7 protein-coding genes, 1 tRNA gene and 1 pseudogene are annotated in these 14,710 nt (G+C 37.3%); 5 read left to right on the forward strand and 4 right to left on the reverse strand.

Going from position 1 to position 14,710, the window contains the following annotated elements; all coding sequences use genetic code 11:
- The first annotated feature begins 446 nt into the window (after nt 1-446).
- From NPX99_RS02275 to NPX99_RS02285, 3 genes are all read left to right on the forward strand, one after another.
- Nucleotides 447-1,178 carry an alpha/beta fold hydrolase gene (locus NPX99_RS02275; protein ID WP_269030148.1) on the forward strand — a complete coding sequence of 244 codons (732 nt, stop codon included), beginning with the start codon at nt 447-449 and terminating at the stop codon, nt 1,176-1,178.
- Entirely contained in the window at nt 1,175-3,349 is a 2,175-nt protein-coding gene (locus NPX99_RS02280; RefSeq protein ID WP_269030149.1) for an isocitrate/isopropylmalate dehydrogenase family protein, read from the forward strand. Before NPX99_RS02275 ends, NPX99_RS02280 begins: the two co-directional genes overlap by 4 nt.
- 828 nt (nt 3,350-4,177) lie before the next feature.
- Entirely contained in the window at nt 4,178-5,131 is a 954-nt protein-coding gene (locus NPX99_RS02285) for an N-acetylmuramoyl-L-alanine amidase (protein WP_269030273.1), read from the forward strand.
- Nucleotides 5,132-6,073: 942 nt separating this feature from the next.
- Here the strand turns inward: NPX99_RS02285 and NPX99_RS02290 are convergent.
- Entirely contained in the window at nt 6,074-7,276 is a 1,203-nt protein-coding gene (locus NPX99_RS02290) for a porin (RefSeq protein ID WP_269030150.1), read from the reverse strand.
- A gap of 303 nt (nt 7,277-7,579) precedes the next feature.
- Here NPX99_RS02290 and NPX99_RS02295 point away from each other — a divergent pair.
- Nucleotides 7,580-7,670, forward strand: a tRNA-Ser gene (locus NPX99_RS02295).
- A 585-nt stretch (nt 7,671-8,255) separates the two neighbouring features.
- On the opposite strand, the gene NPX99_RS02300 is transcribed toward NPX99_RS02295, so the two are convergent.
- The 3 genes and pseudogenes from NPX99_RS02300 to NPX99_RS02310 form a co-directional block, all read right to left on the reverse strand.
- Nucleotides 8,256-12,686, reverse strand: coding sequence for an autotransporter outer membrane beta-barrel domain-containing protein (locus tag NPX99_RS02300; RefSeq protein WP_329957925.1), 4,431 nt, complete (start codon nt 12,684-12,686; stop codon nt 8,256-8,258).
- 569 nt (nt 12,687-13,255) lie between these two features.
- On the reverse strand, nt 13,256-13,531 hold the full coding sequence (locus tag NPX99_RS02305; protein ID WP_329957926.1) for a DUF3987 domain-containing protein: 276 nt from the start codon (nt 13,529-13,531) through the stop codon (nt 13,256-13,258).
- Between the two features lie 494 nt (nt 13,532-14,025).
- Nucleotides 14,026-14,301 (reverse strand): annotated as a pseudogene (locus NPX99_RS02310) (Arm DNA-binding domain-containing protein); the annotation flags it as partial.
- Nucleotides 14,302-14,472: 171 nt separating this feature from the next.
- Between NPX99_RS02310 and NPX99_RS02315 the strand changes: the two are divergent.
- Entirely contained in the window at nt 14,473-14,595 is a 123-nt protein-coding gene (locus NPX99_RS02315) for a hypothetical protein (protein WP_269030151.1), read from the forward strand.
- Nucleotides 14,596-14,710 lie beyond the last annotated feature (115 nt).

Consider the following 14,710-nt stretch of genomic DNA (forward strand, 5'->3'; position numbering starts at 1 on the left):
ATTAAAACTGTAAATTGCTTATAAGCCGTTAATAATATTTTATAGATAAAAAAAATCATAAGGTCTGTTGTTGAATGCAATCTCACAATGAAGATCACATAAATAGTTATTGAATTAAAAGCAGATTTCAGTATTATTAAAATCTCACAAATGGATTGAGTAGGATAGCAAAAGGGGACATCACGCGTACATATTTTGGTATTGTTTTGCTTGAATGTAAATCTTAGTTCAGAATTAATTCTCATTAATCTGGCTGTATTGAAGGTGCTTAAAATCTGCCGTAGCTTAATTTAATTTTGGTATAATTGACTATTTTTGACAGTTTGATGGGGGGAAGTTTATGCAGGATAGAGATTCCACAATTTTTAGGTTTGTATAGTTATCTTCAGTGGAGATGTGGCTGCTACAATCTATATTTTGAAATAAAGAGGGGCGGGAAATAAATAATGAGCCTTCGTGTTGTCATTCTTTCTCCTGTGATGCCATTTTGGGATCACGGCGTTTTTTGTTCTTCATTTACAAAATTGTGTTTGGCAAAAGGATTCCAAATTACTTTACTTGATACACTATCCCTTTTTCCTCCTCACTCTAGTTTTTGTAATAAATCTGCCATAGGCATTTTACCTTTTATGGTAGAGAAACTTGAAATATACTTTAAAGAGCCTTCAATTCTTGTGGGTTTTTCTATGGCTGGAATGTTGGTACAGATATTGGCTGCGCGACTTTCCAATGTTCACGCTATGCTAGCCGTAAATGCACCAGGTTATCCAGATATGTTTTTGCAACAGCGTGTTGGATATATTCTCAATTTCTTGAAAAATAAAGATTTGTCAGGAGCTTTAGAAGCACTGAATACTTTTATGCATCCTCGTGGAGTTATGAAGAAAAGAGCCTTATTGGAGATTTCTAATACGCAAAAAAGCTTGGCTATTGAGCGTATGACAAAAGGATTTGAGTTCTTGTTGGGAATGGATGCTAGAAATGAGATTATCAAGTACACCGGAAAGTTTTTAGCTTTAGTAGGTGAAAAATCGCAACTTGCAACCGTAGATAATCAAACACGAAGTCATTGTGTGAATCATGAATATAAGATTGTTTCTGATGCGGGAACGCGTTTATGGGATGATAATCCTGTTATGACGAATAAAATTCTTTCTGAATGGATTGATGGATTATGAAAAAGAAAATTCTTGTATTACCTGGGGATGGGGTGGGGCCAGAAGTTTGTGATACAGCACTGATGGTTTTAGAGAAATTTCAGTTGCCGATTGAATTAGCTTATGGCGCTATTGGTTGGGAATGTTGGAAACAGGAAGGAGATCCTGTTCCTCAAGAAACTTGGCAAAAAATCAATGATTGTGATGCTGTTTTGCTTGGTGCTGTGACTAGTAAAGGGAAAGAAGCTGCTTTAAAGGAGCTTGCACCACATTTAAGGGAGAGGCAACTTCCCTATGTTTCGCCTGTTGTTCAGCTTCGCCAAAAGTTAGGCTTGTTTGCGAATATACGACCTGTAAGATATATTGTTGGTTCAAAAAGACCTTTTCATTTTTGTGTTATCAGGGAAAATAGTGAGGGTCTCTATGCGGGGCTTGATTTTCGCGGTGTCACTCCTGAAACAGCAACATGGTTAAAGCATCCCAATTTGACAAAATATGGTCTTGAAGAGGCCGCATGGACAGTGCGGTTGCAGACACGTTTTGGTTTAGAGCGGTTGTTTGAATATGCTTTTTCTTATGCACGGAGATATGGTTTTAAGCGGGTTACTTTTGCTGATAAGCCAAATGTCATGAGAGAAAGTGGTCAATTTGCTCAAGAAATTTTTGAGAAAGTGGCTCAAAATTATTCCGAAATTGAAGCAGATATACACAATGTTGATGCGGTTGCTTTGTGGATTGTCACAAAACCAGAGCAGTTTGGTGTGATTGTTGCTGAAAATATGTTTGGTGATATTCTCTCTGATCTTGGTGCTGGAGTAATGGGTGGATTGGGATTGGCACCGAGTGCAAATGTGGGAAGCAAGATTGCGTATTTTGAGCCTGTTCATGGCAGTGCACCACGTATTGCTGGGCAGAATAAAGCTAATCCTTCTGCCATGCTTTACACTACAGCCTTACTCTTGGAGCATTTAGGTTTTCAGGATGCAGCACAACAATTGTCTGAGAGTGTTGATCAGGTTATTCGCGCTGGGAAAACTGTAACTTATGATTTAGGAGGTTTAGCCACCACGCGTCAAATGGCTGAAGCTGTTCTTCATTCTCTTGTAAATCCTGTCTCTGTTTGTCGAGCGGCGATTATTACGGTTGGTGATGAGCTCCTTTCAGGACAATATCTGAATACGAATTTGCAGGATTTGAGTCAAAGCTTGAACAAGAGAAATATTCAAGTGACACGTCATTTTGTTTGCGCCGATCAATTACAGCAAATCAGTGAGACAGTGGTTGCGTGTCTTGGACAAGAAGATCTCATCATTATCAGTGGAGGATTAGGACCAACATCTGACGATAAAACGCGTGATGCGATTGCTCAAGCTGTGCAAAAGCCTTTGGTCCATCATGAAGCGGTTTGGCAAACGATAAAAGGTCAATTGCAACGGTTAGGGATTGCACCTGATAGCAATAATGCCCGTCAGGCATTGTTTCTTGAGACGGCACAAGTCCTTGATAACCCTACGGGGACAGCACCTGGTTTTTATCTCTCCTGTAGTGGAAGTTCTCTTGTTGTTTTGCCTGGTCCTCCCACCCAGGCTCTTTCACTTTTAGAACATTATTTAGAATACGGTGAAAAGAAGTATTCTGCTGTATCGCGTGCTCAATATGCGTGGACTTTGATTGGAATTGATGAAAGTACCATTGCGCATTGGGTTGATAGTCATTTTGCTAATGAACCGTTTGAGCGGCATTTTTTATGGAAAAGTCCTTATGTCCTTGTGCAACTGATTGGTCAGTCATCAACACCCTTGGCTCAACATTTAATCGAAGAATTTGAAGATCATTTTCGTTCATACTTGGTTGGTGCAGAAATTACCACTGCTTGCCAACAATTAGCAAAATATGCAGAAGTTCACTGGTCAGCAAGTAATCCGATGCTTTTAAAATATTTTCAACAAACGGAAAAAAATGAGAAAACTCTTCCACAGCTTGAGGTTAAGGTTAGCTTATCGCCTTCTTTAGAAGTATTAGAAAACCAAAAAGAAAGCCTTGGACATGCGACTATGACTGTACGAATTGACGGGTTTGGTGATGATCATATCACGTTTCCTTATACGCGACCGCTTTTAGGCGTAGTCTTACAGGAATATGCAGCTTGGTCGGTTTTAAAAAGATATTTGAAAGCTGAAGATCGTAGATGATATTCTGGAGGGTAGTAAAAACACTGACTCAATCATTGCTCTTCCTCAGGTTAGCAGTGTTGTTTTGATGCTTTAGATTGGTTGTATTTGCTAGCAGATTTCTTTGATATGAAACAATATTAAAGTGGTAATAAATAAATAGAAAATATTTTATTCTCAACAGTTTTTCAGGACAATACGAGTATTGTTATTCAAGTTTTGTTAGGGATATTCTTGAGAATAGAAATTCTGTATTATTTTTTTACAACAAATATTTATACATTTTAAGCTAAAAATCACGTGCCTATATGCGTATGGGAAGAATTATTATTGCATGATAAAATTGCAATGACTCATGGCGTTTATTTTTTTTAGCTCAGGGGAAGAACTTGGCATGTGTTGATTAAGAGATGAAGGATATTTTTTCAAGAGGATAGCCAAAGCATCGTTCATTTTTCTGACAATAAATTGCCATAAAATAGCAGTATTTTCCAGGACTGTTATGCTCTCACATAATGGTTAGGTATTATCTCTCATGTGTACTGATCTCTCAGGATTATTCAAGTGCGTAAAACAGAATTGTTTTGTATGCAAGATACAAAGGAATATTCTTTCAGCGGTTTTGCTATGTTCTTATTGGTTTCTTGATGGGCAATTTTCAGTCATGTTTGAAAATGCATCATTCGTTGTTGAGTAAGAGCTTTTTTGCTGAGTTAATTTTTAAAGCATCATTCTTAGTATTTGAGTGTTTGAATATAAAAAATTTTCAAAAATTGTTCCTCCCTCATTTCGTAGACTGTCTATTATAATGTGCGGTGGTACTTGTGAATGAAAAAAGGAAAGATTTCCATGTATCAGATTGACTACAACAGTTATCGTTCTATTAGGAGCTTTAATCGTCGTGTTCGTTTTCTTGTAATGCATTATACTTCACTGAATTTTAAAGAGTCAGTTATGGCTCTTACAGGAGAAAAGGTTAGTGCACACTATCTTGTTCCTGATCCAACAGAGCAGACATATCTTGAGGCCGGTTTTAAGGATATGCGTATCTTTAATCTTGTTGATGAAAGTGAGCGCGCATGGCATGCGGGTGTCAGTTCATGGGCTGGGCATAGTAATTTAAATGATACATCTATTGGAATTGAAATAGTTAATTTAGCAACGGGCTATTCTGTTTCGTCAGACAAGACGTATGTTGAAACATCTTTAAAGGATATGCGCGTTTTAAATCCAGTTCATAAAGATGCAAATGAATTACAGGTTGGCTCATGGATTGAAAAAAGGCATGTGAGCAGTACAGTTTTGCCCTTTGAGAATAATCATTTTTTTACCTGTAAAAATGAGGGATTGATATTTCCTCCTTATAATCCAACGCAAATTGATGCAGTTAAGGAGCTTGCGTTGAATATTCTTCAACGATATCCAGATATTACGCCAACCGATGTTGTTGGACACAGTGATATTGCCATTGGAAGAAAAATTGATCCAGGGGCTGCTTTCCCGTGGAAAGAACTTTATATGGCAGGGATAGGGGCATGGTATGATGATGAACGAAAGCATCATTATCAGGAGCAGTTTTGTAAGAGTTTTCCATCCAAAGAAGATGTTTTGGCTCAGTTGAAATGTTATGGGTATGACATTTCTATTGCATGTAGCGAAATTGGATATAAAAATTTGATTCGAGCTTTTCAGCTTCATTTTCGTCAAGAAAATTATGATGGGATTCTGGATGTTGAAACCGCAGCGATTCTCTATGCTTTGGTAGATAAGTATTTTCCATCAGATTTATCCAGTTTATCTTAATTTTAAAGAAAGGGAGTTGCAACAATATAGGTTTTCTTAACAGAGTTTTTTGGCTTTCTGCCAATGAAGTTTCTCTGAAAGAGAGAAATTGTGATTGTTTTGAAAACAAAAATGACCTTGCAAAAGAATGAGTGAAACAAGAAAAAAGTGATGCGTTTTTGAGGGGTAAGCTAAAGAATTCTGCTTTTTCGACTCTTTACGCGTCGCTTACCTTTCAAATTAGCTTTAAGAAATATAAAAATAAATGCTTCTACGGCAGTGTGAATGTATGCTCATAAAATAGACAAGGCGCATGTAAAATCAGAACATTGTGTATGGGGAAAAATATGATGTTTAAGAGTTTGTATAGAAAAAGTGACGCTTTAGAATGAATTTATGTATACAATATCTGATGCAAAAAACTATAGATTATGTGCATTGTTCTTGTATTATACAAGTAAAACTTAATAATAATTGAAATAAAAGAGTAAACAAAGCCTACATAGGGCTTTAAATATAAGTGTAATGGTTTTTGTTTTTTTATTGTATATTGTTTCTATTCTTGGAAGCATATTTTCTGTTTATCAAAAATTACTGAAATTCCCCAAAAAGCTTGTGATGCATTTGAGCTTAGCCATTTTGGTTGAGAGCATTGCTGCGATTCATTGTCTAACACGTTTAAGAGATATTCCGCTCGTTTTTCATTGCTTTTGAGGAGATCTAGACAATTTAACAAAAGATCACCTTGGATAAAAATCCGTGTTCTTTGAATTGCATGTGCAAGATTTATGAAGGCACTTATCAGTCTTTATCTGATTCATTTGCTTGGAATATTAAGCAGCTTTTTACAGGGATAGTAATTCATAAATAATAAGAGATGGTGTTATGATTATCACAAAGAGCTTCAAAAACAAAAAACTGGCAACGTGTGTTGCCAGTTTTTAAAAGTGTGATCTAAGAAGATTAGAATGAGCGCTGGAAGCGAATCATACCTTGTAAAGCACTTTTTCCTTTCAGAGCATGTGTATATGCGCCACCACTTGCATCCTTGAGAGTGCGATCATCATTCCAAGAAACATAAGTCAATTCAGGTGTAATTACAAAACCTGGAACCAAGGTGTAGGCAATATTTACAGAAGTTGCAAAAGTCTTGACAGCACTGTAAGAAATTTGAGCGTTCAAATCTGCTTTTGGAGTAAGCTTGTAAGTTGCACCAGCCCAGGTAGCCCATTTTCCTCCCCAGTTTGCATAAATCGTTGTGTTCTGCCGTGATAAGACGTTGTTTTCATCCTTTTTATAATAATCAACGTTGTTTTTATAGCCACCCATTACCCATAGGTTCAAACGATCGTTGACATTGAAATCCATGCGTACTTTTGCTGCCCATTTTTTGTAATAAGCATCGTAAGCTGCCACCGTTGAAAAACCACCCCATTTTTGCATAAACTTCATACCCAAAACGATATTGGGAGTGTATTTTTTTATTCCTTTACTTGGAAGACCATCTACAGGAACATCAACGATTATATCATCTTTATTTATGTAATAATATGTATTTTCGAGAGGGGTAGGGCCATCATCATTGCCTACTTCAGCTCCGATAATAGCAGAAAATCCGGTGTCACCACTAAAGGTGTAAGAAATAAAGTTTGTGCGCGTTGCACCTGCTGGTGCGATACTATCATCGTTTAGAACGTTTCCATAACCACCAGTCCAACTGTTAAAAATTGTATCATCAAGACCTATACGAAAACCACCAAGTTCAATGTAAGCGGCTGAGAGTTTTGCACCTGAACTGTCCTTACCATTGTCCCATTTTGAAGAGATACGTGCATAGGAACGAAGTGTTCCTAACTCTGTTTCAGAAGCAGTTTGAAAAACAAGAGTTAACTGTGACGATGCACCGTAGGTTTTTCTTTTCTCAGATAGTTGAGCATCAGTTATTGCATCTACGTTATCACCACCCACAAACTCAGCGCGAACATTTCCTGACAAACGCATGCATGTCTCTGTTCCAGGGATATAGAAGTATCCTTTACCATATGCATCGCAAACGCGAATATATTCTACAGGTTCTGGTTCTGCAATTGGTTTGGGAGCTGCTTGTGCTCCAGAAATCGCTAAAAAAGCTGCTGTAGAGCTCAAAAAGAGGGATTTAATATTCATACTGGATCTCCAATGAAAGGTGTTTATTCTTCGTTAGGAATATTATTTGCTCAACTTATTTAAAGGCAAAAATACGCGATACTTAATTCTAGCTATACTGATCTTTTTTAAATATACAAATATGAAATCATATTTTTGAAGGATATTCATGTACTATTCAGGAGAATGTGGTAAAAAAAACACAATTTTTGTTTTGTTAACTTTTTGTCCTCTTGGATCAATAAACGAGAAAAATCTTAGATATTTTTGAAAAAGATAGAAAATGTCTTGAACTTTCTGTTGATACCCTTTATGCACTCCCTTGGAGAGGTGGCCGAGTGGTCGAAGGCGCTCCCCTGCTAAGGGAGTAGGGCTCAAAAGGCTCTCGAGAGTTCGAATCTCTTCCTCTCCGCCATTCTCAATAAAATCAATAGATTATCCAAAAGTTTGGGGGGGGGGTTAGTTTCCTTGATTCTTTTAACTTATTTTTCGGTCTATGCCGAACCTTTTTGAAGCTTTTTATTGCGTTCTATTGCTAGCTGTAAGACGATTCATTAAAGGCGTTTTTACTCCTTTCTCAACATTTTTTTATCCACACATCAGTCCCGCTTATGATGTGCAAGCAAGTGATTTTAATTGATTCAAAATGAAATGATTTGAGATGAAAGAATCTTACAATATTCGGGGGTCTCATTTAATATGCAAAACAATAAAATACTATTATAAATCAATATTTGTAGTTATGATTTCCGATGAAAAGGAGAGTGAGTTTCTTAGAAAGGAGAGAGTCTTCAAGGAATAAAAACAATAGTTTTCAGAGATTAAAAAAGGCAGTACGTTGCACTGCCTTTTCTCTTTAACTATTTACAATGATCTCGGCTTTTCTGTTTATGGGCAAGCATAAACGAAGGATATAAGACGCCTGTTTTTACAGCCCCATATTAAATTTACAGCCTTGTTCCAAGATTTACAGTTTTATCTTAAGATTTATAGCCCCGTCTTAAAACTGATAGCGGATACCTCCTGAAAAACTTGCTCCCGATATACCGGTTTTTTGCAGCTTTTGTTGATAACTAACATCACCATGAAGGGACAAATTGTGCGAGAGTTGTGCATTGATGCCAACACCACCTTCAATCGCAGGCCCCATAGGATCAAGATCAAAGTCTCTACCAATTGTGATGGACCCCTTGTCACCAAATGTTTTGATAAAGTTTACCTTCCCATAGAAAGACATCGGGCGGTTATTTTCAGTGGAAAGGGTTTTTGTCAAACGTCCACCAACACGGATTAACCATTGAGAAGGGTTATTCATATCAATGGTCAGATCATTGGCGTCTTCAATGGGTTTAAACATCAAATGTTGATAGGCAAGTTGTGCCTGCGGTTCGAATGTTAAACCTTCTGTTCCGGTTGCAATTTTTTTACCAACGATGGTGGAGATACTCAGCATCTTGGCATTGTTTAATTTTGCTGTTTTACCCATGATGGCATTGCCGATATCACCCTTGAAAACGCCATAAGAGAACAGTGTATCAAGATAGAAACCATTGTCATGCTGTATGCTGCCATAGGCTGTCAGTGACCATTTATCTAATGTACTCTTGCTTACATCTGCCATGTCCTTTGGAGTGAAAGACAGTTGCCCGTAAGTTCCAACAACACCGAAATGTGTGGTGACGTTTTGTCCCTCGATTGCTGCCAATGTTGCACCAGCTTGGAGAGCGGCATAACGAATATCAGCGCCATAACCATATTTGAGAGGTCCACGTTCAGAGGATAAGGTCCCTGTGCTTCCATAAGTATAGAGGAAGAAACCGATATTTTTCTCGTCTTCTTTTCCTAGAACGGATATTCTGATATTGGCGAGCAGTGCGTTTTGCTTGGCCATATCGGTTAATCCACTATAGAAGAGAGCATTTGGCATGACCAAATAGTTTGCTGTTTGTGGTACAGGGGCGTTCACAGTTGGACCAGAACTGGTTTCAAGCAGTTTAGGTTGCAAACGGAAATCCCAGAAGTTTTTGTCTTTCTCATCAAACAGGTTTTGCCCAATATCGGCTTTACCTTGGCTTGACTCTGGTCCATAGGCACGCAGTGTATACATATCCGGTGAACCGTCTTTTGTGGTATAGCCGTTTACCAGTTTAAAAGAGTTTTCTTGTGCTTTTCCAGAAACTTGAATGAGAGAAAGACCACGGACATTGGCAGCAGCAGAGGTGTTTGCTTGCACATTGTTCTCTTTTAAACGCCCTGTGGCATAAACGGCTGTTGTTCCTGATACATCACCATGAATGAGCAATCTGTCGGTTTTTTGATCAGCTATTGCTGCACCATCGCTCCAAGCTGTGTTGAAGTAAATTTCTGCGTTTCCTGTGGCATTATAGACCGCGGTATTTTCTGGCTTACCAGAACCTATATGCAATGTGTGATAATGCGCTTCTGTTGGGCCTTGGAAAACAATCTTACTGTTGTTGAGATTAAGGACAGAAACATCAGAACGTGATCTTTGAGCAATATCAAGCAGATTACCATCCTTATCGGTTTCTTTTACACTGTTTTTTAATGTCCAGGTAGTATTGTTGTTCAAATCAAAGTGGACATTTCTGTCTTTAGCAATATCCGCTCTGCCTTCTAGGGTAGATTGATTTGCGGTTAATGTGAAGGTGCCATTGGAAATCGCCTTAACATCTTTCTCAGCGAACGAATTTATATCCCAAAAAATACCATCTCCTAATAAAACATCAGCATGGATTTTTGATTGATTAAGCTTGGCTGTACCGATTGATAAGTCTTGAGTGTCTTCAGCGTTATTTTTACTGAGAGCTCCAATGAGAATTCCTGTACCATTTTCGACGTGAAGATCAGCATTGGTCAAATTGATTTCACTGCTTTGATGTTTTAGTGGATCATCTGGTTCATCTTTATCAATATCAGAGAGAGCTAAGAACTGCAAACCGGTGTTTTCTGATGTTATAGAAACATCTTTGAGATCAATCTGCCCACCAAGTTCTGCGGCGAGTGCAAGCTTTTTTACTGCTATTTTATTTTTTAATTCACTCTGTGTTGCTTTAGTATCACCATTCATCATTTTAATTGTGCCATTATTTGCTGCACCAAGACCAACATCAAAATTTTGAATGGTCGTTTTACCATTTAATTCAATAACACTATCAGACTCATAACTACCTACACCAGTAGTGATTTCTTTACTTTCACTACCGGTTATTGTTAAATCTCCGCTAACGATTTTACTCCCGCCGTCTGCGTAAAAACCTTCACCAACATTTTCAATAGTTGTTTTGCCTGTTAACTTCACTTCACTACCAGCACCTGATGTCCATATACCAAAGTGTTCTTTGTTGAGTTTTTTATCAATTGCTTTACCACCGACAATTTTTAAATTTTCACTGGTAATTTTACCACCATCAACGGCTCCAAGACCATTTAAAGTATTTTTAATTATTGTATCACCATGCAATTTAATCGTGCTGTTCGCACTAGCAAATGCACCGGTTCCTTTGCTCTCTGTTATTAGAGAAACATTCGTGGCATCAATCTGCCCACCTTTTTGAGCAGTTAATGCTGGTCCTTCATTCTTTGTTGTTACTGTTCCTCCTGTCATGGTGATCTGAGATTCTGCTCCTTCCGCATAGACCCCATCGTCATCAGATGATGTAATTTGTGCATTATCGGTTAAAATAATAGTGCTATTATTGGTAGCACTTATTGTTGCATTTTTCGCCTCAAATGATCCTCCAAAGATTGTTATAGTAGAATGATCATTTGCAACTATAGCTTTTTCTGCTTTTGTGACCGTTACATCTTTTAAAGTAACGCTGCTTTCCTGATCAGCGTTTATTCCAATGGAGAGCGGTTTATCCTTGCTATTGCTTGTTATCTTTACACCTTCCAGTTTGTTTTGATCGTTTTTACTCTTTGTGAACGAAGCACCTGTTTGAGAAACAGCAATGGATCCACCGGTCATACTGATCGTGCCACCTTCTTGTGCATCTAGGCCGATTTTAGCCTCTTCAATTGTGGTATTTTGCAAATTAATTATGCTGTTTGAGCCGGTGGCTTTTGCACTGGTTCCTTTGCTTTCCGTTTTCAGAACAACATTTGTGATATCAATATGCCCATCATGTTCTGCCAATAATGCATTTATTTTTCCGGTGATTTCTCCTCCCGTCATCGTGATCTTGGTTTGTGAACCTCTTGCCCAGAGTCCAAAGTCATCGGATATTATTTTAACATTGTCCTTTAGAGTAAAAGTACTGCCGTTTTGAGACTTCACTTGTCCATTAAAAGATCCTCCCAATACAGTTATTACAGATGCATTATCTGCCCGTAAAGCTTGGATAGCTAAACCAACAGTTACATTTTTTATAGTGAGGAAGCTGTTTTTATCGGCATATATTCCGGCGAACAGTCGCCCGTCGCTTTCTTTAGAGGCTGATATTGTTACATTTTCTAGTATGTTTTCGTTACTTTTGCTGTTCTCAAAAAAAGCAGCCATTTCAGAAACTGTTATAGATCCTCCGGTCATTTTAACCGTAGCATCCTCTTTTGCCTCAAGACCGACTTTAGCTTCTTCAATCGTTGTATTCTGCAAATTAATTGTGCTGTTTGAGCCCGTGGCACTTGCACCAGTTCCTACACCCTCTGTTTTGAAAACAGCATCTGTGACAGTGATATGCCCACCTTTTTCTGCGTACAATACAGCTTTTTTTCCAGTGATATTTCCTCCTGACATTGTAATTTGAGATTGTTTACCATTTGCATAGAGCCCATAATCATCAGTTGTTACTGTAACGTTATTGCTTAAAGTGATGGTCCCATCGTCAGCCCTTATCATCCCACCGAACGATCCCTCAGATATGATTATGTGCGTGTTAGATTGGGCTTGTACAGCGTATTGTGCTTTAGTAACAGTGACATTTTTCAAATTAACAATGCCTTTTTGAACATTTACACCTTTCAGCGCTGGACTGTTCTTATTGCCAGATATTTTTACGTTTTCCAGTGTACTTTCGCCACTGTCATCGGTGTGGATAATAGCACCATTTTTAGCTGCAATAGAGCCTCCCGTCATTTTTATCGTGCTTCCGTTCCATACATCAATACCATAAGATATCTCCGTATCGTTATTACTTTTAATGGTTGTGTTTTTTACTTCGATTGAACTATTTACGTTAGCAAAGATAGCTATCAGTTCCTCCCCTTTTGGAAGACCTCCGGTGAGTGTTAAACTTTCACCAATGATTTTACCACCATTTACTGCTTTAAGGTATTCATAGGTTTTTTCTGATGTCGCTGTTTTTACTTCCCCTTTGTTGGCTTCGAGGCTTTCAGCATGTAAATTGTAATGGGTGCCAAACAGCAAGATTGTTGCGGCTGCTGTACACAATAAGAGGGATTTTTTAGACATAAAATTTTCCTGACTTAGAGGATGTAAAAGAGATGAAAATTGAAATATTTTTGTTTATTTATTTAAGTAAATAATATTTTTATGTAAATAAATATTTATCATTATTTTAAGAAAATTTATTTTTATCAAAACTTGTTTTTGAAAGACAATATTTCTATATTTTTATGGAAAATAAAATTATTATTATATTATGATATTTTGATAAAAATCTTTTTGTTAAAAGCTCATACCGCCTTCGTACAAGTTTTCTTTTATAAGATGAAGAGAACGAGTAGGGAAGGCAGAGTTGTAGGGAATGGATAATGCGACAAGAATGCAGAAATCACTCTTAGACAATGATTTTTCTTTGTATCTCAAATGTATTTTATACCTGAGTTAAGGAGTATGAATTGGTGCTTGATAAATTTTTAATTGTTTCCCATTTCTGAATATTCTGCATAAGTAGAAGTGTTCTGATGAATAAGAGTTAGAATATTGGGTTGTATTTGTTACGGCCGGAAAGAGGGTGGGATTTACAAAGAGGTGGTTGGGATATGAATTGTTTCACGCCCAATACGGTCATAGAAAAATCAACCATCCCTATAAAAAGCTTCTAAATAAAAAGCACGCTCTGTTTGATATTCCCTCCGTTCCATGTTTGTTAAAAACCCAGAGAGTTCATCGTGTATCATCAGTAATCCACGCGGGTTTTCATTGAGTAATTCTCCAAGTTTTTTTACCGTCGTATCATTGACAATAAAACGAGAAATGCAATCATCTTGTTCATTGTCTTGGGTCTCGGATAAAAGAGCACGAGCAGCTTCCAAAACTCCTTTTAAAAGAGTTTTGGAAGCTTGTTTTTTCATTCTTAATACCACTTCTTTTGCAGGTGAGCGATAGGTGTTAAAGCGGCTTGCATGACAGGTGTTTTCAGTGCAAATTGCACAGTCAATGAAGCAGAGCGTAGAGAAAAAACCAAGTAAATCTTGAATTTTTTTTCAGAAAGATCTGTTAATTCATGACCAGGGGCTGAATTTAAAAATGAATAATTTCAAAATAAGGGAAAATATAAATTTCGTTACGCTAACGCTTGTTTTTCTCAGTATATATTTGATTATTTTTTCTAATGTAAAACCTTTTTAGATACCGGTGACACATTTGTTGGTTTATTGGATCTAATAGAAAAGCAAGAAAATACTTGGTATTTTAAATTACATGAATATGCTTTTAGGCTTTTTTGGTTGTTAGTAACTCTTTAATTTCTTTAGACTTTTATTCCTCTCTTATTTAAACAATCTGATATTGCTGAATTTGAGGGGGAATTTGTCAAATTTATTCTCGTTATAGGTTTTTTTGCTGCTCTTTTAGAATATTCTCGTAATTGGTCTACAGCTATTGTTGAGAGTTTCTGTACAACAGACCGCCATTGGGTTGCCAATTCACGGGTTTGTTTTAAAGAGACCTTTCTTAAGGCATCCAAGCCCATCTCACGACGCAGCCCGTGGATGGTATAACGATAAAGCCATTGAGCACCACCATCTTTACGCTTATGAAGAAGCAAGCCGGCGCCATCATTATATTTGCCAGCCCCCAATGTTGCGACAGCCCTTGCATTAAGACGATTCATTAAAGGCATTTTTACTCCTTTCTTTAGAGTTTTTTATCCACACGCCAGCCCCACTTGTGACGTTCAAGAAAGTAATTTTGATTGATTCAAGATAAGCAGGTTTGAGATGAGAGAATCTTAGGATATTAGGGGGTCTAACTCAATATGCAAAACAGCAAATTATCATTATAAATCAACGTCTTGTCTAATCAACGTCCTTTTGTTAATGATATTATGGTTTCTCTTAAGGAGCCTAAAGAACAGATTATTGTTGATATTACACGCATTTATGATCTCAAAGCAGCAGAAATCAAAGTTTTTTAGTTCCGGCTTGAATACTCCAAAACAGATTTAATTTTTCCATAGCGGAAAACAACAAAATCAAACCAAATGATGAAAAAATGACTTTGTTTAAATCGGAGTTAAATGAAATTCTCAA

Origin of the sequence: Bartonella sp. 220B, from assembly GCF_026930205.1 — a bacterium.
GTDB lineage: Bacteria > Pseudomonadota > Alphaproteobacteria > Rhizobiales > Rhizobiaceae > Bartonella.